At 63.0% G+C, this 21,317-nt stretch carries 19 protein-coding genes; 4 read left to right on the top strand and 15 right to left on the bottom strand.

The window, feature by feature from the left end; genetic code table 11:
• Positions 1 to 116 precede the first annotated feature (116 nt).
• Complete coding sequence (locus QN315_RS11740) at positions 117 to 2,489, top strand: TonB-dependent receptor domain-containing protein (protein ID WP_408904510.1); 2,373 nt, start codon at positions 117 to 119, stop codon at positions 2,487 to 2,489.
• Positions 2,490 to 2,524: 35 nt separating this feature from the next.
• Here QN315_RS11740 and QN315_RS11735 read toward each other — a convergent pair whose 3' ends face one another.
• The 11 genes from QN315_RS11735 to QN315_RS11685 form a co-directional block, all read right to left on the bottom strand.
• The gene (locus QN315_RS11735) at positions 2,525 to 3,994 is read right to left on the bottom strand and encodes a M81 family metallopeptidase (protein WP_323989440.1); all 1,470 of its coding nucleotides are present in this window, start codon (positions 3,992 to 3,994) and stop codon (positions 2,525 to 2,527) included.
• On the bottom strand, positions 3,991 to 5,391 hold the full coding sequence (locus QN315_RS11730; protein WP_323989439.1) for an MFS transporter: 1,401 nt from the start codon (positions 5,389 to 5,391) through the stop codon (positions 3,991 to 3,993). Before QN315_RS11730 ends, QN315_RS11735 begins: the two co-directional genes overlap by 4 nt.
• An 89-nt stretch (positions 5,392 to 5,480) precedes the next feature.
• Positions 5,481 to 6,464 carry a dipeptide epimerase gene (locus tag QN315_RS11725; protein WP_323989438.1) on the bottom strand — a complete coding sequence of 328 codons (984 nt, stop codon included), beginning with the start codon at positions 6,462 to 6,464 and terminating at the stop codon, positions 5,481 to 5,483.
• The gene (locus QN315_RS11720; RefSeq protein WP_323989437.1) at positions 6,461 to 7,513 is read right to left on the bottom strand and encodes a DUF1611 domain-containing protein; all 1,053 of its coding nucleotides are present in this window, start codon (positions 7,511 to 7,513) and stop codon (positions 6,461 to 6,463) included. The genes QN315_RS11725 and QN315_RS11720 overlap by 4 nt, the downstream gene beginning before the upstream one ends.
• Positions 7,514 to 7,596: 83 nt before the next feature.
• On the bottom strand, positions 7,597 to 8,712 hold the full coding sequence (locus QN315_RS11715; RefSeq protein WP_323989436.1) for a helix-turn-helix domain-containing protein: 1,116 nt from the start codon (positions 8,710 to 8,712) through the stop codon (positions 7,597 to 7,599).
• A 320-nt stretch (positions 8,713 to 9,032) separates the two neighbouring features.
• Positions 9,033 to 9,491: a hypothetical protein gene (locus QN315_RS11710; RefSeq protein WP_323989435.1), complete on the bottom strand. Its 459-nt coding sequence runs from the start codon at positions 9,489 to 9,491 to the stop codon at positions 9,033 to 9,035.
• 480 nt (positions 9,492 to 9,971) lie between these two features.
• Entirely contained in the window at positions 9,972 to 10,589 is a 618-nt protein-coding gene (locus QN315_RS11705) for a hypothetical protein (RefSeq protein WP_323989434.1), read from the bottom strand.
• Positions 10,590 to 10,628: 39 nt separating this feature from the next.
• The gene (locus QN315_RS11700; RefSeq protein WP_323989433.1) at positions 10,629 to 11,534 is read right to left on the bottom strand and encodes a DMT family transporter; all 906 of its coding nucleotides are present in this window, start codon (positions 11,532 to 11,534) and stop codon (positions 10,629 to 10,631) included.
• Between the two features lie 26 nt (positions 11,535 to 11,560).
• A complete protein-coding gene (locus tag QN315_RS11695) occupies positions 11,561 to 12,019 on the bottom strand; it encodes a hypothetical protein (protein WP_323989432.1) in 459 nt (152 codons plus the stop codon).
• Positions 12,020 to 12,302: 283 nt separating this feature from the next.
• The gene (locus QN315_RS11690) at positions 12,303 to 13,061 is read right to left on the bottom strand and encodes an AroM family protein (protein WP_323989431.1); all 759 of its coding nucleotides are present in this window, start codon (positions 13,059 to 13,061) and stop codon (positions 12,303 to 12,305) included.
• The gene (locus tag QN315_RS11685) at positions 13,058 to 13,465 is read right to left on the bottom strand and encodes a hypothetical protein (protein WP_323989430.1); all 408 of its coding nucleotides are present in this window, start codon (positions 13,463 to 13,465) and stop codon (positions 13,058 to 13,060) included. The genes QN315_RS11690 and QN315_RS11685 overlap by 4 nt, the downstream gene beginning before the upstream one ends.
• A gap of 96 nt (positions 13,466 to 13,561) precedes the next feature.
• Between QN315_RS11685 and QN315_RS11680 the strand changes: the two genes are divergently transcribed.
• On the top strand, positions 13,562 to 14,494 hold the full coding sequence (locus QN315_RS11680; protein WP_323989429.1) for a LysR family transcriptional regulator: 933 nt from the start codon (positions 13,562 to 13,564) through the stop codon (positions 14,492 to 14,494).
• An 82-nt stretch (positions 14,495 to 14,576) separates the two neighbouring features.
• On the opposite strand, the gene QN315_RS11675 is transcribed toward QN315_RS11680, so the two are convergent.
• From QN315_RS11675 to QN315_RS11665, 3 genes are all read right to left on the bottom strand, one after another.
• A complete protein-coding gene (locus tag QN315_RS11675) occupies positions 14,577 to 15,698 on the bottom strand; it encodes a LacI family DNA-binding transcriptional regulator (protein ID WP_323989428.1) in 1,122 nt (373 codons plus the stop codon).
• 202 nt (positions 15,699 to 15,900) lie between these two features.
• Positions 15,901 to 17,160 carry an FAD/NAD(P)-binding oxidoreductase gene (locus QN315_RS11670; protein ID WP_323989427.1) on the bottom strand — a complete coding sequence of 420 codons (1,260 nt, stop codon included), beginning with the start codon at positions 17,158 to 17,160 and terminating at the stop codon, positions 15,901 to 15,903.
• A 124-nt stretch (positions 17,161 to 17,284) separates the two neighbouring features.
• Positions 17,285 to 17,536: a DUF3297 family protein gene (locus QN315_RS11665; RefSeq protein WP_176641714.1), complete on the bottom strand. Its 252-nt coding sequence runs from the start codon at positions 17,534 to 17,536 to the stop codon at positions 17,285 to 17,287.
• 335 nt (positions 17,537 to 17,871) lie between these two features.
• Between QN315_RS11665 and QN315_RS11660 the strand changes: the two genes are divergently transcribed.
• Positions 17,872 to 19,068, top strand: coding sequence for a multidrug effflux MFS transporter (locus tag QN315_RS11660; RefSeq protein ID WP_323993438.1), 1,197 nt, complete (start codon positions 17,872 to 17,874; stop codon positions 19,066 to 19,068).
• Positions 19,069 to 19,129: 61 nt separating this feature from the next.
• On the top strand, positions 19,130 to 19,537 hold the full coding sequence (locus tag QN315_RS11655; RefSeq protein WP_323989426.1) for a DUF1801 domain-containing protein: 408 nt from the start codon (positions 19,130 to 19,132) through the stop codon (positions 19,535 to 19,537).
• Between the two features lie 16 nt (positions 19,538 to 19,553).
• On the opposite strand, the gene QN315_RS11650 is transcribed toward QN315_RS11655, so the two are convergent.
• A complete protein-coding gene (locus QN315_RS11650; RefSeq protein WP_323989425.1) occupies positions 19,554 to 21,284 on the bottom strand; it encodes a glycoside hydrolase family 32 protein in 1,731 nt (576 codons plus the stop codon).
• Positions 21,285 to 21,317 lie beyond the last annotated feature (33 nt).

Here is a 21,317-nt window from a genome sequence, read left to right as displayed (position 1 = left end):
GCCACCGTTCTCGAACATCGTTTCTTTGTTTCGGTACGGCCATCGCCGGGTGCTTGTTCGCCGTGTCCTCGCCCCTTGGCGCGTCCGCGGAGACGACGGAAAAGACGCAGCACCCCATGGTTCGAAAAGCCGACATGGCCAGGACGGCCTCCGCGCCGCGCGCGACGGTGGCGCGCGGCGGGAATGCCGCCACCTCCAAGGTGGGCGAGACGCTTCAGGTCAGCGGGGAGCGCGTGCGCAGCGCCGGGGCGGCGGTCGCGGTGACGCGCGCCGTCATGGACCGGTTCGTCGCCGGTACCAATCCGATGCAGATTCTCGCCTTGACGACGCCGGGGGCCAATTTCACCTCCGACGACGCCTTCGGCCTCGATACCTATGCCAACACATTTTATGTGCGCGGCTATAACCAGATGCAACTGGGCGCGACGCTGGACGGCATCCCTCTGGGCACCCAGGGATTCGTCAATACCAACGGCGTGTCGATTACCCAGGCCATCATCCAGGACGACCTGTCCGGCATGACGATGTCGCAGGGTGCTGGTGCGCTGGATATTTTTTCGGCGCAGACCCTCGGCGGGGCCATGACCTATGTCAGCTCCGATCCCAGGGATAAGGCGGGGGGCAAGGTCAGCCAGACATTCGGAAGCTTCGACGCCTATCGGACGTACGGCCGCGTCGATAGCGGCATCCTCAATCCTTCCGGAACGAAATTCTATGCGTCATTCGCGCGGACGACGTCCAATCTGTGGAAAGGAGCGGGGTATCAGAGCGAATTGCAGGCCGACGCGAAAATCGTGCAGCCCGTCGGCCCGCGCGGACAGGTCACGGCGTTCTTCGGCTATGGAAATTTCACCCAGGCCAATTACCTGACCGTTACGAAAAACATGTGGCGCCGGGAAGGACGCGATACCACCTACCTGAAGCCCGACTACGAAAAGGCCAAGCTCTGGGCGTATTATGCCCAGTACACGGCCGACGTCCCGCCCGGCTATCAGGGTGTTCTGTCCAACGACGAGATCGGCGATTATGCCTGGGACGGCGAGCAGATCCAGCGCACCTATCTGTCGTCGATCGCCGGGCATTTCGATCTATCCGACATGCTGCATTCGGATACGCTCGCCTACGGCAACGTCAACAGCGGCGTTTATGGCGGCACGAATAATTTCCTGACCTCGCCGAGCTATGGTCCTGTCACGCTTCTTCCGAACGGGACCGTGACCGGCGTGCCGATGGCCCTGCAGATGTCCCATGCGGGCATGCGGAGGATCGGATTTACGCAGAAATTCACCATCGAGGCTCCGCGCAACAACCATATCGACACCGGGCTCTGGTACGAAAACAACGCCTATACCTATGACCAGCGTCTTTATGAAGACTATCCGAACGCGGCGCATAATTCGCTCTCGGATTTCAAGGCCAGCCAGGCTCATACATGGTTCGAGGACAGCTTCAATACCAACAGTTTCCAGTTTTTCCTGCAGGATCGCTGGACCATCATCCCCGGCATGACCCTGCTGGGCGGTTTCAAGTCGCTGATCCAGACGACGCATGGCGGAACCAAGCGGGACTTCACGCAGGCCTTGGACCAAGCGGGCTGGGATACCTATTATCGTCATGCGGCGAACGGTTCGCTGACCGCCGCTGCCGCCTTCCTGCCGCATTTCGAATTCGACTATCATTTCCTCCAGCATCACGAAGTCTACTGGGATATCGCCGAAAACATGCGGGCCTATGATTATTCGTCCCAACAGGTCAGCGGCCAGGCCTGGGGCGGACTGGGAAAGAACGCGCCCGGCGCGACGGCGCAGGATGTGTTCGACGCGAGCAGGTCGACGCTGCGCCCCGAGACGACGTGGAATTATGTCGTCGGGTACAGGTATAATTCCAATCTCTTTTCTGGGGCCGTCGATTTCTATCATACAGACTACTACAACAGGCTTGCCGCCATCACGGAAGGCAGTTCGAACAACGCGAACAGCGCCTTCATGAACGTGGGACGCGAATCCATGAACGGTGTGGATGTGCTCGGCACCATTCGTCCGTTCAAGGGACTGGAAATCACCAACAGCTTTAGCTGGAACGACGCCACCTATCTGAGTCGCGCGATCAATTATGGCGGCACGAATTACGACCTTGCGGGAAAGCACCAGGTTTATTATCCGAAGTTCATGTACAAGGCGAATTTGAACTACACCTGGCGCCGTGCGATGTTCAATTTCAACGTGAATTATGTCGGTGCCCGCCCGATGACATACCTGAACGACGAATATATCCCCGCCTATTGGCTGGCGAACCTGAATCTGGGCTATGATTTCGGGACCATCGGCTTCGCGCATCATTTACGTGCGACTCTCGGGATCACCAATCTGTTCGACGCGAATTATATCGGCGGCGTCTATGGAGCCGCTTCGGTGTCCGGGGATGACAACGCCAATCTGTTCATCGCCGCGCCGCGCGAAGCCTTCGGCACGATTGCCGCAGAATTCTGAGGACGGAGGCCAGGGACGGGCCGTGCGCCCGTCCTTCAGGACGCGCCCGTGCCCAGGGGATCGGCAAGCCTGGGCCAGTAATCGGGCGACCGGCGGGTATAGGGAATATCGCCGTACCGCACCGACGTCGTGCCAGGCGTGGCGACGTGGATGATGTCCCCGGCCACGGGCGCGAAGAGAGCGGCGAAATGGTTGAGGGATTTGACCATGACGGCTCTTTGCCTTCCAAGATCGAGCCCCAGCGCCGTCATGCAGACCGGATCGAAGACCTGCGTCCGCAGGTCGTTGACGATCAGGTTGAGTCCATGCGCCTCGAGCCATACGGCGTTGCCCATCGGGAGTTCGACCGAACCGAAGCGTTGCCTCATCGTGGTGCCGATGGCCCTGACGCGGGCGCCCACGAGATCGACGGGGTGCCCCGATTGCGGACCGCACTTGCCGCCCAGTCGCATGTCGAGACGTGCCCCGACGCCGGCCGCCATGCAGATCTCGACCACGACCGGGTCCCAGAACATCGCGAAGGCGATATTTTCCAGGCCCCGCGCCAGGGCGGCGTGCACCATGAACGTCGCATCGCCCGCGGCCCCGCCGCCGGGATTGTCGCCCGTATCCGCGAGTACGAGGGGGGGCCTGCCACCGGGATGGGCCGCAATCCGCTCCATCGCGGCCTCGAGATCGAGAAAGCGGGGCGTGACCTGGTTGCGCAGCGCATAGAATCGGCGCCCGAAATGCTCCGCCGTCGCGCGGGCGACCGTCCGGCTCTTATCCGCGATCACCAGCATCTTCGCTCCGACATCGGGGACGTCGGCATGGGCAAAGCCATGCGCGAGCGAAACGGACAACACGCCCGGCATGTCGCGCTCGGCCGCGCGCATGGCGTCCACGAACCCGCGCATCGGTTGATTCTGCGTCGGGTACGACGCGATCATCCGGCAGTCCCAGGTCGCCATGACCGGCCGTGCCGTGCCCCGCAGGGTCCTGATGCCGATCGCGAACAGGTCCGCCGCGGTGTCGTCGATGTCGGTATGGGGATATTCCTTGTAGAGTACCAGGGCATCGGCGGCCCCGACCATGCGATCGGTGAGATGGCAGTGTGGATCGAGCGTTGCGCCGAGAAACGTATCCGGGCCGGCCAGTGTCCTTGCGCGTTCGAGAAGATCGCCCTCCACGTCGTCATAGCCGTGCGCCAGGGCCGCGCCGTGCAGCGCGAGCAGGATCATCGCCGGGCGCGCCCGCGCGATGCCGTCGAGCAGACGGTCGCGCAGGTCCTCATAGACCGCGCGCGGGATGAAGCCCCCCGGTTCGGCGACCGCGCACAGGCCTTCATGTACCATGAGCCCTTGCGCCCCGGCCATCCGGCGCCAGACCGCGAGTTGCGCGGAGCAACTGTTCAAGGGACGCGACGTGCCGTCCCCGAACGCAAGGGCGAACTGGGCGCGGCCTGTGGGAAGAGGCGAGAAACTGTTCGTTTCCGTGTCCATGCCGCCGATGAAGAGAGTTTTCATGAGCACCTCGCCGGGGATGCGCTCGCCGGGGACGCGTCGGACATTATCCGCCCGTCGGCGACGGTGCAGGCGCGTGCGGCCAGCCGGAACAGGCCCATGCCCATCAGGGCGGCGGGAAGGGCGACCGTCGTGATCGACGCGGCCAATCCCGAGGGGCCGAGATAGACATGGTCGGCCAGCATGGCGGTCGCGGTGGTGCCGAAGCTGAGGCCGACGCTCATGTTGAAGACGGATATCAGGGCGAGTGCGACCCCCCGGGCCGCGTCGGGCGCCAGTTCCTGCACGGCGGTGATGCCGATCGCGCCGGCCGCGTTGGACATGACGATCCAGAGCATGAACAGGCCGATGGCCCAACCGGCGGCCGGCGCGAACAGGATTGCCGCGCCGGGGGCCGCCAGCCCTGCCGCGACGATGGCGATCGGAAGGCGCGATACGGCGCCGCCGCGCGCCGCGCGCCGGTCGCTCAGCAGGCCGGCCGAAACCGTGCCGATCATGGCGCCGGCGATGGCGGCGGTGCCGAGATCCGCCCCGATCTGCCCGGGCGTCATGCCGAACTGCCGCGCAAGCAGGGTCGGGAACCAGTTCTGGAGGGAGAAATCGCCGACCGACAGCATCGCCATGGCGCCATAGAGCGGCACGAGGCGGCGGCGCCGCGCCATCAGCAGGCGCGCGGCCTCTCCGGCTGCCGCCTTGGCCGCATCCGCCGGCGCGCGCCGTGGCGGCTCCTTGATCGCCATCAGCAGGCAGGCCACGACGATGCCGGGGCAGCCCAGGATCATGAGCGTGACGCGCCATGCGGGCAGGCCGCCGACCAGCGGCAGCGCGGCGAAGGCGCGGGAACCGGCGAGCGAGAGGATCGCCCCGCCGAGGGCTATGGCGAGGCCGCCGCCCACGACCTGGCCCATCAGGAAGAGGCTGGTCGCCGTGCCGCGCTGTCTGGCCGAGAAATAATCCGCGATCATGGCGGTTGCGGCGGGAGCTAGCGCCGCCTCGCCGATGCCGACGACGCTCCGCGCGGCGAACAGTTCGGCGAAGGAGTGCGCGAATCCGCAGCAGATCGTGGCCACGCTCCACAGGAGCACGCCGCCGACCAGCACGTGCCGGCGCGGCAAGATATCCGCCATGCGCCCCAGCGGCAGCCCTGCCGCGGCGTAGATCAGGGCGAAGGCGACGCCCTGGAGCAGGCTGACCTGCGTGTCGGACAGCCGCATCGCCATGCGCAGCGGATCGACCAGCAGGCTGAGGATCTGTCTGTCCGTGTAGGACAGGATGGCGGCGACGCAGAACGCGAAGAGCGCGTACCAGGCCGAGAGCGGCGCCGATGCCGCAGGCGCCTCTTGCCCGAAGGGGCTGGGCGCCGGCCGCGGGGCGATAGGGGTGCGCTGCATATCGTTCATTGATGTCTCATCGGGGGTGTCTCATCGGGGCGTCCGAGGTCCTCCGGGCCGTGGCGGCTTGGGCTTCGTCAGCGATGGATCGTGGGGTTTTATCCCCATAATTCGGGGATCAGGGGGTGCGCCACGCAACCGTTCGCATAGGCGAAGCCCGGCCGGATATCGTCCGCCTGCAGCAGGGGCCCGTCCAGATCGACGAAATCGCAGAGCTGGGCAAGGACCATGGCGGGCGCCATGGACAGGGACGATCCGCCCATGCAGCCGACCATCAGGCCGAACCCTTCCGCCCTGGCCTGCCGCGCGAGGGCCAGGCCCGCCGTCAGGCCACCGGATTTGTCGAGCTTGATGTTGATCGCCTGAAAGCGGGCGCGTGCCTTCGGCAGGTCGGCGGCCTGGTCGATCAATTCGTCCGCGCAGAGCGGCACCGGGGACACCCAGCCATCCAGCCCGGCTTCGTCGCCGACCGCGATGGGCTGTTCGATCAGCACCGTCCCCAGATCCGCCAGCCGGGGGGCCAGGTCCCGTAGCTGAGCGACGGACCAGCTCTGATTGGGATCGACGATCAGCCGGGCGGCCGGCGCGCCCGCCCGCACGGCCTTCAGGGCCGCCAAGGGGTTTTCGGCGCCGACTTTCACCTTCAGCAGCGGCCAGGACGCCAGCCGTGCCGCGGCTTCGCGATAGGCGGCCAGAGGACGAATCCCGATCGTCCGCGCGGAAAGAACGGGCCGGGCGGCGACGCCGGCGAGGGCGAACGCCGTGGTACCGCCGCGTTTGGCCTCGAGATCCCAGAGCGCCGCGTCGACGGCCTGGCGCGCGGCGCCGGCCGGCATCGCGCCCAGCAGTCCCATGCGATCCAGCCCCGCCGCCAGGGCCGGGCACGCCTGCCGTACCCCGGCCGCCATCGCCGCCACGGTCTCGCCACGGTAATAGACGGGGCAGGCTTCGCCGCGTCCCATATATCCGGCTGCGTCGCGCAGGGTGACGCGCAGGGTCGGCTGGACCGTCTGCGTGCCGCGCGAGACGGTGAAGGGTTCCGCCAGGCGCCAATCGACCGTCTCGACGGTGATGTCCCTCATGCCAGCAACCGGTCGACCACCGCCTCCAGCCCGAAGCGCAGCGGATCGCAGACCGGCAGGCCGAGCGGCGCCAGGGCCTGCGCGGCCTGCACGGCGTCGGCTTCGGCCATTCCGCCCGTATTCAGGCTGATCCCGACGAAGCGGGCCCGGGGATTGGTGCGGCGGGCGAGAGGCAGGTAGGCCGCCATCGCCTCTTCGACGCTGGGTACGGGATAGTCCGGATACCAGTTCGTCGTCCTGCGGCGCGGGTCATGGCAGAGGATCAGCGCGTCCGGCTGGCTGCCATGGAGCAGGCCGAGCGTCACGCCCGCATAGGCGGGATGAAAGAGCGCGCCCTGGCCTTCGATCACGTCCCAATGCCCGGGGGGCGCAGCGGGGCTGAGGGATTCCGCCGCGCCGGCGATGAAATCCGCCACCACCGCGTCGATGGCGACGCCCTCGCCGGCGATCATGATCCCCGTCTGGCCCGTCGCGCGAAAATCGGCGTCGATGCCGCGTCCACGCAGGGCGCGGGTGACGGCGAGCGCCGTATATTTCTTGCCCAGCGCGCAGTCGGTGCCGACCGTCAGAACGCGCTTCCCCGCGCGCTTGCGGCCCGTGGCCACGGTGAACGCCCGGTCCGCATGGCGCACGTCGTGCAAGACGCGCCCCAGGCGACGCGCCGCCGCGCCGATCACCGGATGGTCGGACAGGCGCTGGTGCAGGCCGCTGACGATATCGAGCCCGGCCTCGAGAGCGTCGAGCAGATGGGGAATCCAGCCATCGGGCAGGGCGCCGCCGACAGGAGACACGCCGATCAGAAGGCTGCGCGCACCGGCGGCGCGGGCTTCGCCGGGACGCATCGCGGGCAGTCCGAGGGTAACGATGGTGCCGGTGCGCCATTCCGCCAGGCAATCCGCACCCGCCCATTCATGGACGCCGATGCCCGTCTTGGCCTCGGCCGCGCCGGCCGCGTCGCCCAGAAAGACCAGGTAAGGCTTGGCAATGGACCGAGGTCCCGAGGCGGTCGGGGCGCTGTTCCCGTGCAAGGCCGGACGATGAGGGGTCATGGCGTTCTCTGGACTCTGAAACGGTGGCCGGAATTGGCCGATGGCTTCAGCATTTCATGCGGCGGGACCCGGCTATTGAACGTTCAGGCCATAACCTTGTCTGATCTGGCCCTGGCCTCGCGTACGGCGCCCGGTGTCGTATCGAATTCCTGACGGAACGTTCGGATGAAATGCGCGCAGTCCGAAAATCCCAGCCGAAGGGCGATCTCCGTGACGCTTTCGCTGGAGTTCTGAAGGAGCCAGCGTCCGTAGCGCAGGCGCGTCGTCCGAATGAACGCGCCAGGCGATTGGCCGAATTCCTCGGCGAACAGCCGGGAGAGCTGGCGGCGGCTTACATGGACCTGATCCGCCAGCCATTGCGGAGAAATGGGCCGGACCAGCGATTGCTCGATCAGCAGGACCGCCCGGCGCAGGCGCGGGTCGGCGACCCGTGTGTAGCCGAGCGCCTGCGTCACCGTCAGCGGCGTGGCATCCGCCCGGTTGGCGACCGACATCTGGTGGATCGTCTTGGTCGCGCGATCGGGCCCGCAATGGCGACGGATCAGTTCGCTGGCCAGGCTGATGATCGAAATCCCTCCGGCGCAGGTCAGGACGTCGCCGTCGTCGATATAGTCGAGATTCGCTTCCGCGCGGACATGGGGAAAAGACTCGCGGAATTCCTCCAGATGATAAGCGTGCAGGCAGGCCCGCCGCCCATCGAGCAGCCCTTCCTCCGCCAGGATGAAACTGCCCGTGCAGATGCCGATGACCGGCACGCCGGCTTCTGCCGCGCGCCGCAGATAGGCGCGCGCGCCCTCGGGTGCCGAGGACAGGCTCCGCAGCAGGCCGCCGATCACCGCCACATAATCGAAATCGGCCGGGTCCTGATAGGAACGGTCGGGCCGAACCGTGACGCCGGCGCTGGAACGGACCGATAGGCTCGGATCACGGGCCATGATCGTCCAGTCGCAACGGCGCCTCTGGCTGTTGTCGCCGAAGTCCGCGGCATGACGCAGCGCCTCGACGAGACCGGCCAGCGACATCAGGGGAAACTCGGGCCAGAGCACGACACCGATCTTGAGATCGGGGCGGAGGACGGGTCGCGCGTCCAGCCCGTCGATGTCATCGACGAGCTGACGCCCGTGCGAGCGATCGGCACTGCCCGCGGGTTTTCGCCCGGGATGTCGGTTCGCTGCTTTCATCGGGCGGTCGCGGTCCATCTGCGTTCCATTCCGTTACGGACGCAATATTAAGTGCCCGTGGCCGTTCTGAACAGCGGCGGGATCGCCCCGTGCGGGACGCCCGGGATTCCGGCGGCCCGGCATTGCCGGATCGGGGGTGGCGCGATTGCGGCTGGGCATGGCGTGACGTGACGTGACGTGACGTGACGTGACGCGGTGGTGCGTCGTGGCGCGCGGCCTGGAAACCTGCCTGTGCATCGGAGAAGCCATGCATTATCACCAGCCCCGAAACTGTTCCCCTTCGCCGTCAGCCGGGGAGCTGGCTCTTCGGCACGGTACTGGGATACACCCCATCCTGATCAAAATACATGACTATACGCCAACTGAACGTTAAAGGTCGTCGGCGAATTCACTCCCGAAAAACTCGTTGCAAAGCCGGCGATGACTCCCGAGAATGGTGACCAATTATATTCGAACCCTGGAGCCACCAATGTCTGGTCGGCCGAGGCGGCGTAGTCGTGATGCATCGAATACCTGCCACCATTATCCGTCATCATATAGGCAGTGCTGACAGCCCCGGTAGCGTTGTGGAGAACATCAACTGCCAGCACCCAGCGAACGTCGAACGCGAACTCAAACCCGACACCAAACTGCGTCACTCGTGGCGGCCGAGCGACGCCTTCCTGCACAGGAATCGAGACGTAAGCGTTGACTCCCTTAAAATGAGCATTGCCGGGATAGAGTCGTTCAGACCACCAAGTTCGTATTCGCAATCCCATTTCATTTCCAATGATGAAATTCGACTGTGTTGTCGCCATGAAATGAAGGCCTGTGACTCCAGATCCACCTGCGTCATCCGCATTGCCGAGCCTCGAATAAGCTCCGGTGGGAAGCGAGGCACCCACGAACAGGCTTGCATCAGGCCACCAATTGGGTCTTCCCGTCGGAATACGAAAACTCGCATCTATGGGTAGGTCTGAAATACCACGTCCCGCGATGCTCCCGCCTGTCCTGTCTCGCGTAGTCGCGTACGAAAAGGCCGGAATAATCTGAACACTCATCCAGCGAAAGATGCTATACTTTACTAATGTAGCGTTTTCGTACGAGGTCGAAATTGTCCGGCTCCGCCTACGTCTTCCATCCGGACCTAATTGCGTTCCCGATCGACTAAATATCAGATACGGCTCTATTGAAAGAAGATTGGCGGTGGATAATGCTCCTGACGGGGCATATAGCGGCCCCGTAAATCCCTGATTCGTCATTTCACCCGGGCAAATCCATTCTGAAAGCAATTGGCCCTAGCAATCGACGGAGAGACACAGAAAAGCATGAAGGCAAATCCGAAAAATCTTTCGTAACCTCTCAAAGCTGTTTCCCGGCCGTCCAGCCGCCATCGACGCATAACGTCGCTCCATTAACATCTTGCCATTGTCAAGCCATTGCCGAACCACGAAAAACGCGGCACTCGCTCCTTTGTATCGTGCACTTCCAAAGTGGATGCCATGGGACAAAAGTGACGTCTCGAGTTCCCGATTCATCACCAATCCATTGACGTCACCATTTGAGATATTTTCAAGAAGATCCAAATTGACAGAGACGTTTTCTGATACTGCGCGTACACACGACGTACCGCTCTTTGCAAATTGCGTGGCACCGATCTGCTTCGTCAGCACATACCCGTCGTCTGGGCGGGACGTCGTTCCATTGCTGACAATTTTGTCGAAACTGCTGGCGATCTCAGCGCACACTTCCCGGACCATTCTTTGGCGAACGACATACAGTACGTTTCCGTCATGGTTTCCGTATTTCAAGAGATTGACCACAACCTCCGGGTCGAAATCACGTTGCGCTTCAAGATAACCAAATCGGGCGCCGATGGAGCGCCCCCAAAAAGGCGAAAAATTCTGGTTCCGCATTTGCATGTTCATGACTTGAACCGATTGGCGGTCAATCCGCTAAACTGTAGAAGCCTTTTGAGCGAGTTTTCTGATCGGCAATATCGACGCGCACAATCCGGAGCCAGCGATCAATATACATCCGAATATCTGGCGAATATCTATCGTTCTGCCGAAATATGAAATATCGACTAGCAGGGCCACGAGGGGATACAAATACCCGAGAACGGAAATTTGTGACGTTTGCAATTTTTTGTAGGAGTTGTATATAAGTATATACATAAAGGCGCTATGGACAATTCCCAGCGTTAAGAGGCATCCCCATTGCATTCTGTTCTGAGGCAAATGGCTATAGTCAACAAATGGAGACAACACGACCGTACCCAGAGCAAGTTGGCAGAGTGCCGTTATTGGCGCAGGCACACCGACGAGTTTTTTACCAGCGAGGGTAGCGATCGTGTAAAAAATGGCAGCGGTAGCTGCGAGGCCATAACCGATGAGAGTAGCCCGGTCATAGGTCGCAACACCCTGGCCGCCGGGCAATACGATAAGAACGGTCCCGACTGCGGCTAGAAGCAATGCAAACAAACGGGTTTTTGACAAAGATTCACCAAACAGGAAATATCCACCGATGAAAACCATAACAGGCTGCAAGTGGTATATAATCGTTACCATACCGATGGAAGCATATCGGTAAGAAGAAAATAAGCAAATCCAGTTGACGACGATTGAGGACGCTACAACGGGAAGAAGCCAGATATTTTTCTTTTGAAGGTTCAGTTCAGAGAAGCTTCTATTTAAAAAAACATATCCACCGAGAAATATTCCTCCTATCAGGCAACGCGCGAAGACGGTATTGATTGCCGTCTGCCCACTTTCGATCGCAAAGGCGCCGATCGTTCCTGAGATCGACATTGCCAAAGCATATTCTGCCAAAGCGGCCCCTTGAGAGCTATGATTCGACACATTCTTCTCCAGTATTCGATTTATATTCAATTAAACAAGAGGCTCGCCAAAATCCCACCGCAAGACCTGGGTACATTCTCTTCCCTTGGGGCGCCTAAAGCCGAGCCGGCACCGAGATTTCGATCGAATATATCTGCATAATTGCCAATAGATCGAACAATATTCGTAACAAAGTCGGAGCGAATCCCCAGTTTCTCTTCCACTTCTGGTCGAGGCCGGAACAAGCGTTTACGATGAATGTTGTCTTCGAACTGACCATTAATTCGGCGCTGATTGACCCCCACTTCCTCTGCGGCTATTAGCGCCTTCATGATAATACCGACCGCCAGTGCCCATGCCTGATCTCCGAGGGCGACCACTGGAGACATATACTCAAATGAAATCCGCTCGGTCCTGACACGATGCTGCTTCGGATGAGAGAAAAGAGAGCGTTCGCCAAAAAGCAGGTATCGGTCCAAGCAATAGGTATGGCATTCGTTTTTCAATTAAGCTTCCCGAGCTTCTTGCGGGCTATGATAGAGTCTTACTTGCGGCTGCACGCCTCGCGGAATAAAATATGCCTTCAGGTTTTCCGCCGTAGTCGATCCTTTTATTGCAGCTATCTTTATATTGTCCGACCAAAATTCAATGTTTTCTGGAGCCCCGTCCGAGAGATAGCGATGCATAAATGTCTCGCCATCATATAAAAATAGCACCGCGCGCTGGTAAAGTGTGGCGGACAGACGACGATATTCGTCATCTTGCAGCCATCCGGGCGACCAGAGGACGTCATGAACCAGGGTTCTCCTGGACAATCAGATCGATTGCCGCGGCGATCACCCGCAGGGGTATAAGGACCGGACATTTGTACCGATGCTGCAGTATCACGCGGATTTCTTCGGAGAAACCCACGCAGTGCATGACGATCAAATCGACGCCGATCAGCACGGCGTCCAGTCTTTCCGTCCAACCGGGGTCTTCTTGAGCGTAGGTGTACGGCGAAAGCCAGGATGTGACCGTGTCGACCCCTTCATAGGATCGGTGCGTGACGGCCTGGCGGGTGGGAAAAATAAGCGCGACCCGGCATAGGCCGGTCAGCAGGCCGACGGCGGAAACATCCATGAGGCGTTGAGGCTCGATGAACGGCGTGCGGAGATTCAACGCACGCAATTCCGGAATATGGCAGGTACAAAGCAGAACGATCAGATCAAAACCCTGGCGGTCGATCGCCTCCAGCATGTCGAGCAGGCAGAGGGTGGTCCGTACCTTGTCCAGATATATTTCATGACCCGAGCGCAGGCGCGATACGAGCTTTGGCGCATCGAGTCCGGGCGCCATCACTGCGAGCGCAGCCTCATCCAGATTATCCAGCACGCCGAACTGGGTCGCGCGGATCGGGGTGCGCGCAAGGTCCAGGATAGAGGGTACGACGTCGTCGCGCGGCGATTGGCCGATCGTGACAAAGGCGACTTCCGTCAGCAAATGTTCTTGCTTCACCCGTAGGTTCGGAAGGGGGCGGAGCATCGGTGTCACCGCTTGTCCGCTCATCTTTCACGCCCGCCGTTGGCGTGAAGCGTGGCCGCGAGCACATCAACCTCTTGAGTGAGGATATTGAGTACGCGCGCACCAGCCGGCACATTCGCCGTGACCGTGACATTTGGATGGACGAATATAACCTCTTCAATTATTTCCCTATTTATATTCGCGCTGGCATTGAAGAAGCCCACGTCGATCCGTTTCTCGCGTAACGCGCGAAAGCGATCACCTGATGGAACAGGAATAAAGAAGATTCGATCGGGGTCGCCAGCCATGGACAATGCTTTTGCGCAATCTATATCGAATTCGTTATACATTTCATTATTGTTGTGGGGATCGGCATAAGAAAAACCGGAGAACCCCAGGCTGATACCGACGATTATGTGTCCACGCCATATTATCCGGTCGATTATCAAGGATACTCCTCCCGCTTCGGTAAACGTCCTACTCTTGCTTGATATACGGGAATTGTTATTCTCAGGTGGCTCCACCTATAAGTGGGATTGTACGGAATGGGGTATTGCGTGGCGCGCACAAATGAAGATCTCTCGACGTTGCTACCACAACTGCTTGCTTTTCTGCAGGTCGTGAGATCAGGCACGCTCTCCGCGGCTGCGAGGCAGATTGGCCAGTCTCCCTCGGCGCTCAGCCGACAGACAACCAGTTTAGAACGCGCTCTCGGCGTGGCGCTGTTTCACAGAACGACGCGTTCACTGACGCTGACCGAGGTTGGACATGAGGTGTACCGGCAGGCGAGCGACATAGAGCGTGCGGGCCATGATCTCGTAGCGTGGGTCAGTGCGTTGAGAGCGCAGCCACAGGGGCTGCTTCGCGTTACCGCTCCGGTAACGCTTGGACGGGTGATACTGACGCCGCAGATTGGGCGCTTTATAAAGGATTACCCAAATATAAGTGTTGATCTTTTCCTTTCCGATCGTCCGGTCGATCTGGGAGCGGAAGCATTTGATCTTGCGATACGAGTAACCCCCTCTCCGCCTGTCGATTACGTCGCGCGTGAACTCGGTCATTTACAATATATACTGGTTGGGGCAAAGCACAACCTTGTGAGGGTTCCAACGCATCCCCCCGAATTGGCCGATGAAACTCTTCTTTTCCCGTCAGATGGCGATTTTCGTAGCGACTTGACGCTGAGAAATGGTGAACAAATCATTACGCAGCAGATCACGCCACGACTCATGATTAACAATACGGACGCTATGGTTGATGCTGTCGAGCAAGGGGTGGGCATAGGTCTTCTTCCGACATTCGTCGCCAACAAGCTGATTCGGGAAGGCCGGCTTGTAAGAGTGTTGCTCGAATGGAACGTGCATTCCAACGTCGATACGCGGATCTATATATTATCGCCGCAACGCAAGTGGTTACCCAGAAAATCACGGACATTCCTTGATTTTATGCTTGGCGGCATTGATGAATGGTCTTGGTAAAACGGTCATGCTCGGGGCGTCCAAGTCATGCCAGGCTCGCCGGCGGTCTTCACCCTGAGCGTCCAAGCAGACTCGTTTGCCTTCAGGTCCTGACCGGAGGGATCGAGCGTTCGAGGGCCGGGTGGGCCAGGGAGGTTCGCTGGACCAGTTCGGTTGCCAGGGTCGTGGATCGGCCTGTGGTGTCGAACAGCGTCCGCAGGGCCGCAGCGCCTTTTTCGGTGAAGGGTTGGCGGATCGTCGTCAGCCCGGTCGCGGCGGCTTGGGGGATGTCGTCGAAGCCGGTGACGGAGAGGTCGTGGGGGATGCGCAATTTCCGGCGCGCCGCGTCCGCCATGATGCCGAGGGCCAGGCGGTCGCTCATGGCCAGGATGGCGGTCGGGCGGGTCTTCTTGCGCGCGAGCATGTCGCGGGCGGCCTGTTCGCCGTTCTGCTCGGTGTTTTCCCAGCTTTCCCAGACGGGGATGGCATCGGCGCCGATCCCGGCCTCGTCGAATGCCGCGTAGAAGCCGCGCAGGCGCTGGGCGGCGGTGCTTTCGCCGATGGAGGCGCGGCGTTCCGGGTCCATGAACCCGCTATAGCCGTCGCGGCGGGTGCGGAGCGAGACGATGCCGACGCTGCGGTGGCCGGCCCGGACGACGTGGCGCGCCATGTCGCGCGCGGCGGCGAAATCGTCGATCCTCACGACGGGGATATCGGTCCGCCTGGGCTGGTCGATGATGACCAGCGGCACCTGGCGGCGCGACGCGGCCGTCACGACGTCGTCATAGCCCGACAGGGCATAGAGAATGAGGCCGTCGACCGCCGCCGAGGCCAGGACGTCCATCACCGGCTGTCTGGGAGCGGCCGGGCCGGCCTTGGCGCGAACCGGCAGCAGCATCAGGCTGATGCCCTTGCGTTCGCATTCCGTGGCGACGCCCCGGAGCAGGGCCAGGACGGCGGAATCGGAAAACGCATAGGGCATGTCTTCGCTGAAGACGAAGGCGACCGTGCCGGTGCGGCCGATGCTGAGATGGCGCGCCAGCGGGTCCGGGCCGGGATAGCCCAGATCTTCCGCGATGCGGAGGATGCGCCGGCGCAAGTCGCCGGACAATTGGTCGGGGCGCGCATAGGCGTTGGAGACCGTGGCCGTCGAGACGCCGGCCGCGCGGGCGACGTCCTTGAGCGTCAGGCGGCCCGATGAGCGTGAGCGTGAGCGTCCTGGCATGGAGGGTCTGGGTCGGCCCGTTTTGGAGGATGGAAGGATTCTTCTTTTTCTGAAGAAAAAGAAGCAAAAAGACTTTTATTCGTTCAGGGACTTTGTGCACGCCGGCAAAAAATCCCCAAACGAAGTTTTTTGGTTCTTTTTTTCAAAAAAGAACAGATGGTTTGCGCAAGGGGAGGCAACAGGCGCCTCCCCTTCCACCGGGTCAGGCGGCGGTTTCGAGCGGTTTGTGGGGGATGCTGACGTCGCGGCCGGTCAGCATCATGTTCCAGTAGAGGTTCGGGAACACCGTGGTCTTGAGGAACCAGGCGAAGCGGCTGGGCTTGCGCTGGTCGTAGCCGAAGCTGGGGGCCGGGACGCCGCCATAGAGGAATTCGGCCAGGATCACCCGGCCGTACGAGACGGTCAGCGGGCAGGCACCGTAGCCGTCATACCGGCTGTCCAGCGGCCGTCCGTCGAGCGAGGCCAGCAGGTTGGCGACCACCACGGGGGCCTGGGCCCGCGCGGCGGCGGCGGTCTTGGCGTTGGCGGTGCCGATGACGTCGCCCAGGCCGAAGATGGTGTCGTAGTGCGTGTGGCGCAGGGTCGCGGGGTCGACATCCAGCCAGCCGCCGCCATTGGCGAGGGGGCTGGACTTGACGAAGTCCGGCGCGCTTTGCGGCGGGGTGACGTGCAGCATGTCGAAGCTGCGGGTGATTTTGGTCGTCGTGCCGTCGGGGGCGGTCACGGCAAAGGTGGCCAGGCGCGCGGGCCCGTCGACGGCCACCAGGTCGTGCTTGTACCGCAGGTCGATGCCGTAGTAATCGACCATGTCCTGCAAGGCGGGGACGAAATATTTCACGCCGAACAGCGCGTCGCCCGCCAGGCAGAATTCGACCTTCATGCGCGGCAGGACGCCTTCCTTGCGCCAGTGGTCGGCGGCGAGATAGGCGATCTTCTGCGGGGCGCCGGCGCATTTGATCGGCATGGGGGGCTGGGTGAACAGAGCGGTGCCGCCCTTGAGCGACTGGATGCAGGCCCAGGTATATTCGACCGTTTCGCGCGAATAATTGCTGCACACGCCGTTGCGGCCCAGCGTGTCCTGCAGCCCTTCGATCTTGTGCCAGTCCAGTTGCAGGCCGGGGCAGACCACCAGCCGGCGATACCCGATGCGCCGTCCGTCGGCGAGGGTGACGCTATGCGCGTCGGGCGAGAAGGAGGCCACGGCGGCGCGCAGCCAGCGCACGCCCTTGGGGATCAGCCCGCCTTCCTGGCGCAGCGTGTCGCGCAGCCGCATCACGCCGGCGCCGACCAGGGTCCAGCCGGGCTGGTAGGCGTGGATGGTCGCGGGATCGATGATCGCGACCGACATGTTGGGCCGCGCGCGCCGCAGGCGGGCCGCGACGGTGATGCCCGCCGCGCCGCCGCCGACGATGACCACGGTGAAGCGGTCGCTTTCCGGGATGTCCGGCTGTGTCGGAACCATGGGACATACTCCTGTTGCCTGATGTCCGTATGGTCCGATCCTAACACCAATCCCGGTCAGGGCGAGGGGGTGGACGCCCGTGCGGGTGCCGGCGCGGATGCCAAGGCGGGCTTTGCGCCGGCGGTCAGGACTTGAACCAGACTTCGACCGGGCCCTGGAGCTTCATGGTCATGGGGTTGCCGCGGCGGTCCAGCGTCTTGCCGACCGCGAGGCGGACCCAGCCCTCGCTGATGCAATATTCCTCGACATTCGTCTTCTCGACGCCCTTGAAGCGCACGCCGATGCCGCGTTCCAGCAGGGCGGCGTCATGATGGGGGCTGTCGGGGTTGACGGAGAGGCGGTCCGGCGGGGTGTCGGCCGAGGGGGTGGCTTGGATGCCGCTGGGGATGTCGCCCTGGTTGTCGCTGGGGTTATCGCTGGGGTTATCGTTCATGAGGATGGCCTTTGCGGGTGATGGATCGTGGAGGCTGACATAACCGCTCTGGCGGGCCAATCCAACCACCGCCGAGCCATCGCGGCGCGATGGCGGCGGCGCGGGAGGGCATGCGCACAGGGACGTGCAGGGCTGCGGAACGGGCCGGCCCGCAGAATAGGATGGACAACAGGCCGTGAAAGATCGACATACGCCCCTGCTGGAGCGCGTGCATGTCGTATTCCTCTTCTCCCTCATCGTCGTCCGTGGCCTGGCGCCACCGTATTCCCGTCGGGGCCATGCCGGTCTGGATGACCATATTGCTGGGCCTGATCACCGCCATCGGGCCGCTGGCGACGGATATGTACCTGCCGGCCTTTCCGGCGGTGGATCGCGACCTGGGCGGGGGGCCGGGTTCGGCGCAGATCACGCTGGCGGCGTGGTTCGCGGGGCTGGCGGTGGGCCAGTTCTCGCAGGGGCCGCTGTCGGACCGGCTCGGGCGGCGGGTGCCGCTGCTGGGGGGGATGGCGCTGTTCAGCGCGGCGTCGGCGGGGTGCGCGCTGTCGGACGATTACCAGATGTTCTGCGTCTGGCGGTTTCTGGCGGCGCTGGGCGGGTCGGCGGGCATCGTGGTGCCGCGCGCCATCGTGCGCGACATCGCCACCGGGGCGCAGGGCGCGCGGATCATGGCGCAACTGACGCTGGTGTTCGGGTTGATGCCGATCCTGGCGCCCAGCCTGGGCAGCCTGGTGCTGTCGGTCGGGCATTGGCGCTGGATCTTCTGGTTCGCGGTGATCTATGGCGCGCTGGGGGTGGTCGCCATCGCCTGGACGCTGCCGGACACGATGCCGCGCGAGCGGCGGGTGACATTGTCGTTTTCGGCGGTGCTGTGGCGCTATGTCGGGATCGCGCGGGAGCCGATGTTCCTGTCGGCGGCGCTGTTGCAGAGTTTCGCGAGCTTTGTCGTGTTTGCCTATCTGGCCGGGGCGCCGATCCTGTTCGAGCGGATCCTGGGCTTTACGCCGGGGCAGTTCGGCGCGTTCTTCGGCGTGAATGCCGCGCTGTTCATCGCCGGGGCACAGATCAACAGCCGGCTGGTGCATCGGGTGGCGCTGCATGTGCTGTTGCGGCGCGGGGTGATCGTGGGGGCCGTGGCGGCGGGGACGTTCCTGCTGTCGGCGCTGGCCGGGGTGGCGGGGCCGGCGCATCCGGTGCTGGTCTGCTGCCTGATCGGGGTGACGACCGGGTCGCTGGGGTTCGTGAACCCGAACGCCACCGTGCTGGCCTTTACGCGGCATGGGCACCAGGCGGGGAGTGCCTCGGCACTGATGGGGACGCTGCAATTCACCATCGGGTCACTGAGCGGCGTGCTGCTGGGCAGCGTGTCGCTGGCGACGCCCGTGCCGATGGCCGCGACCATGGCGGCGGGGGTGGCCGGGATGGCGCTGTGCACCGCGTGGCATTGGCGGCATGCGGCGGGTAGCGGCCAGGAATAGCCGGTAACGGGAATCGCCGATAACCGCTTGTCGCGGGGGGGGGCCGGAGGGGAGAGCCGTCATGGGCATGGGGGACTTGCCGGAAGGACACTCTCCGTCCCGGATGATCGACGAGAAGATCGGGGCGTTGGACGACTGGCGGGGCGGGATGCTGTCGCGGCTGCGCGCGCTGATCCGGGATGCCGATCCCGAAATCGTCGAGGAGTGGAAATGGCGGGGCGTTCCGGTGTGGTCTCATGACGGGATGATCTGCACCGGCGAGACCTACAGGAGCGTCGTGAAGATGACGTTTGCCAGGGGGGCCGCGCTTGATGACCCGTCCGGCCTGTTCAATGCGAGCCTGGACGGCAACACCAGGCGTGCCATCGATTTCCACGAGGGCGATGCGATCGACGCGGCGGCGCTGAAGGCGCTGATCCGCGCGGCCGTGATGCTGAATGCGTCACGTACCCGCAAGGGGTCGCGCTGAGGGGACGGCCCCTCGGTCAGACCATCGATTCGCGCTGCATGACCTTTTGCAGGGGATAGAGCGCCAGCGTGTCGATCGTGGCGCCCGCGCCGCTGGCCTCCAGGCGCAGGAAATCGAGCGGGCCGGCCGGGAAGATCAGCGCCGTGCCGACCGACAGGCCGCCATTGGCGAAGATTTCCAGCGTGCAGGCATCCAGCACGATATGGATGTCGAAATGCCGGTCGTCCGGGTTCAGCACGGTGGAGAACTGGCCGGTGAAGAAGGGCTGTGCGAAGCCCCTGAGATTGTTGCGGTCGAGCCAGAGCTGGCCGGAGAAGGCGTCGAAGCCGATGGTGAGGGATTCGCCTTGCTCGTTACCGAAGACGATGACGAAGCGGCCGGTGCGTCCCTTGTCGCCCAGGGGCAGATCGTGCGGGCGCTCGTCGACGGTGACGCTGAGGGAGAGGTCCAGCGCGGTGCCGGGCGGCAGGGCGACCTGCGCGCTGGACCCGGCGGCGAGGCGCCGGGCCGCGAAGGGAATGGCCGGGCCGCGCAGGGCCTCCAGCCCGCGCGGGTTCTGCGCCAGGCGGATCCAGCCGGCGAAATCGCGTCGCAGCGTCATGGTGCGCGGGAGGGTCATGATGCCGCGCCAGCTTTGCGTCGGCAGTTCCTGACAATATTGCCAGTTGCCGAGCCAGGCGATGGACACGGCCTCGTCACGCGGCATGTTGCCGTAGACCTGCATCGCATAGGCGTCCTTGGCGAAATCGGTCAGGCCGATCACGGTGTCGTCGGGGACGAAGCGCGTGCCGTCGAACTGCCCCACGAAATATTGGGTGATGCTGCCGCCGGTCGGGCCGCCCGGGTTGACCGAGACGAACAGCACCCAGCGCGTGCCGCCGCCTTCGAGCGCCATTTCGATCAGGTTCGGGCATTCATAATCGACGCCGAACAGGCCGGACGGGCCGAAATCGCTGAGATGCACCCAATGGATCAGGTCGATCGAGGCGTAGAACGCGATCTGGTGCAGGCGTGACTTCGCGACGACCATGACCCATTGATTGGTGGGCTTGTGGAACATCACCTGCGGGTCGCGGAAGGAGTTGCTACCGATATCCAGGATCGGGTTATGGGCGTATTCCGTGAAGCTCTGTCCGTTATCGCGGCTGACGGCGAGATATTGCGCCTGCCGGTGCGGGCTGGCGCGCGTATAGATCGCGGCCATGCCGCCCTGGCCGGCATCGAACAGGCCCGAGGCGTTTTTCGCGTCCAGCACCGTGCAGCCGCTATAGGCCTCGCCGTCCCTGGTTTCGGGGATGGCGATGGGCTGGTCCTGCCAATGCAGCAGGTCGGTGCTGGTGGCATGGCCCCAATGGACCCGGCCGGCATAGGGCGCGAACGGATCATATTGATAATAGAGATGATAGTACGTGCCGTCGAAGATCAGCCCGTTCGGATCGTTCATGAAGCCGGTGACGGGGGAAAAATGGATCGTCGGGCGATAAAAGACGTCGCTTTGCGTCTTCACGACGGGACGGGAGACGACGCCCGGCTGGTCGGCGGGCGAGGGATGCGATGCGTTGGGTTCGGCCTTGCGGGTGTGGTCGGGCGCCTGCGGGGGCGTCGGGGCGGTAGGGGTGGCTGGCGGCGGCGTGCCGGCGCGCGCGGCGGCGCCCAGTCCGATCGTGCCCAGCCCGATCGTGCCCAGGGTGGCCAGGGACGACAGCGCGGCGCGGCGGTTCAGGCGGGGGGTGGTCTCGTCCGTCATGCCGGGCAGTGTACAGAGATACGGGATGGGTGA

Origin of the sequence: Nguyenibacter sp. L1 (assembly GCF_035199985.1) — a bacterium.
Classification (GTDB): Bacteria; Pseudomonadota; Alphaproteobacteria; order Acetobacterales; family Acetobacteraceae; genus Gluconacetobacter; species Gluconacetobacter vanlangensis.
This window is presented reverse-complemented; position numbering and strand designations above follow the sequence as displayed.

Bases quoted from the DNA above. Each gene is read 5' to 3' on its own strand.
- QN315_RS11740 (WP_408904510.1), top strand. From the start codon at position 117: ATGGTTCGAAAAGCCGACATGGCCAGGACGGCCTCCGCGCCGCGCGCG.
- QN315_RS11735 (WP_323989440.1), bottom strand. From the start codon at position 3,994: ATGAAAACTCTCTTCATCGGCGGCATGGACACGGAAACGAACAGTTTC.
- QN315_RS11730 (WP_323989439.1), bottom strand. From the start codon at position 5,391: ATGAACGATATGCAGCGCACCCCTATCGCCCCGCGGCCGGCGCCCAGC.
- QN315_RS11725 (WP_323989438.1), bottom strand. From the start codon at position 6,464: ATGAGGGACATCACCGTCGAGACGGTCGATTGGCGCCTGGCGGAACCC.
- QN315_RS11720 (WP_323989437.1), bottom strand. From the start codon at position 7,513: ATGACCCCTCATCGTCCGGCCTTGCACGGGAACAGCGCCCCGACCGCC.
- QN315_RS11715 (WP_323989436.1), bottom strand. From the start codon at position 8,712: ATGGACCGCGACCGCCCGATGAAAGCAGCGAACCGACATCCCGGGCGA.
- QN315_RS11710 (WP_323989435.1), bottom strand. From the start codon at position 9,491: ATGGCGACAACACAGTCGAATTTCATCATTGGAAATGAAATGGGATTG.
- QN315_RS11705 (WP_323989434.1), bottom strand. From the start codon at position 10,589: ATGCGGAACCAGAATTTTTCGCCTTTTTGGGGGCGCTCCATCGGCGCC.
- QN315_RS11690 (WP_323989431.1), bottom strand. From the start codon at position 13,061: ATGAGCGGACAAGCGGTGACACCGATGCTCCGCCCCCTTCCGAACCTA.
- QN315_RS11680 (WP_323989429.1), top strand. From the start codon at position 13,562: ATGGGGTATTGCGTGGCGCGCACAAATGAAGATCTCTCGACGTTGCTA.
- QN315_RS11675 (WP_323989428.1), bottom strand. From the start codon at position 15,698: ATGCCAGGACGCTCACGCTCACGCTCATCGGGCCGCCTGACGCTCAAG.
- QN315_RS11670 (WP_323989427.1), bottom strand. From the start codon at position 17,160: ATGGTTCCGACACAGCCGGACATCCCGGAAAGCGACCGCTTCACCGTG.
- QN315_RS11660 (WP_323993438.1), top strand. From the start codon at position 17,872: ATGCCGGTCTGGATGACCATATTGCTGGGCCTGATCACCGCCATCGGG.
- QN315_RS11655 (WP_323989426.1), top strand. From the start codon at position 19,130: ATGGGCATGGGGGACTTGCCGGAAGGACACTCTCCGTCCCGGATGATC.
- QN315_RS11650 (WP_323989425.1), bottom strand. From the start codon at position 21,284: ATGACGGACGAGACCACCCCCCGCCTGAACCGCCGCGCCGCGCTGTCG.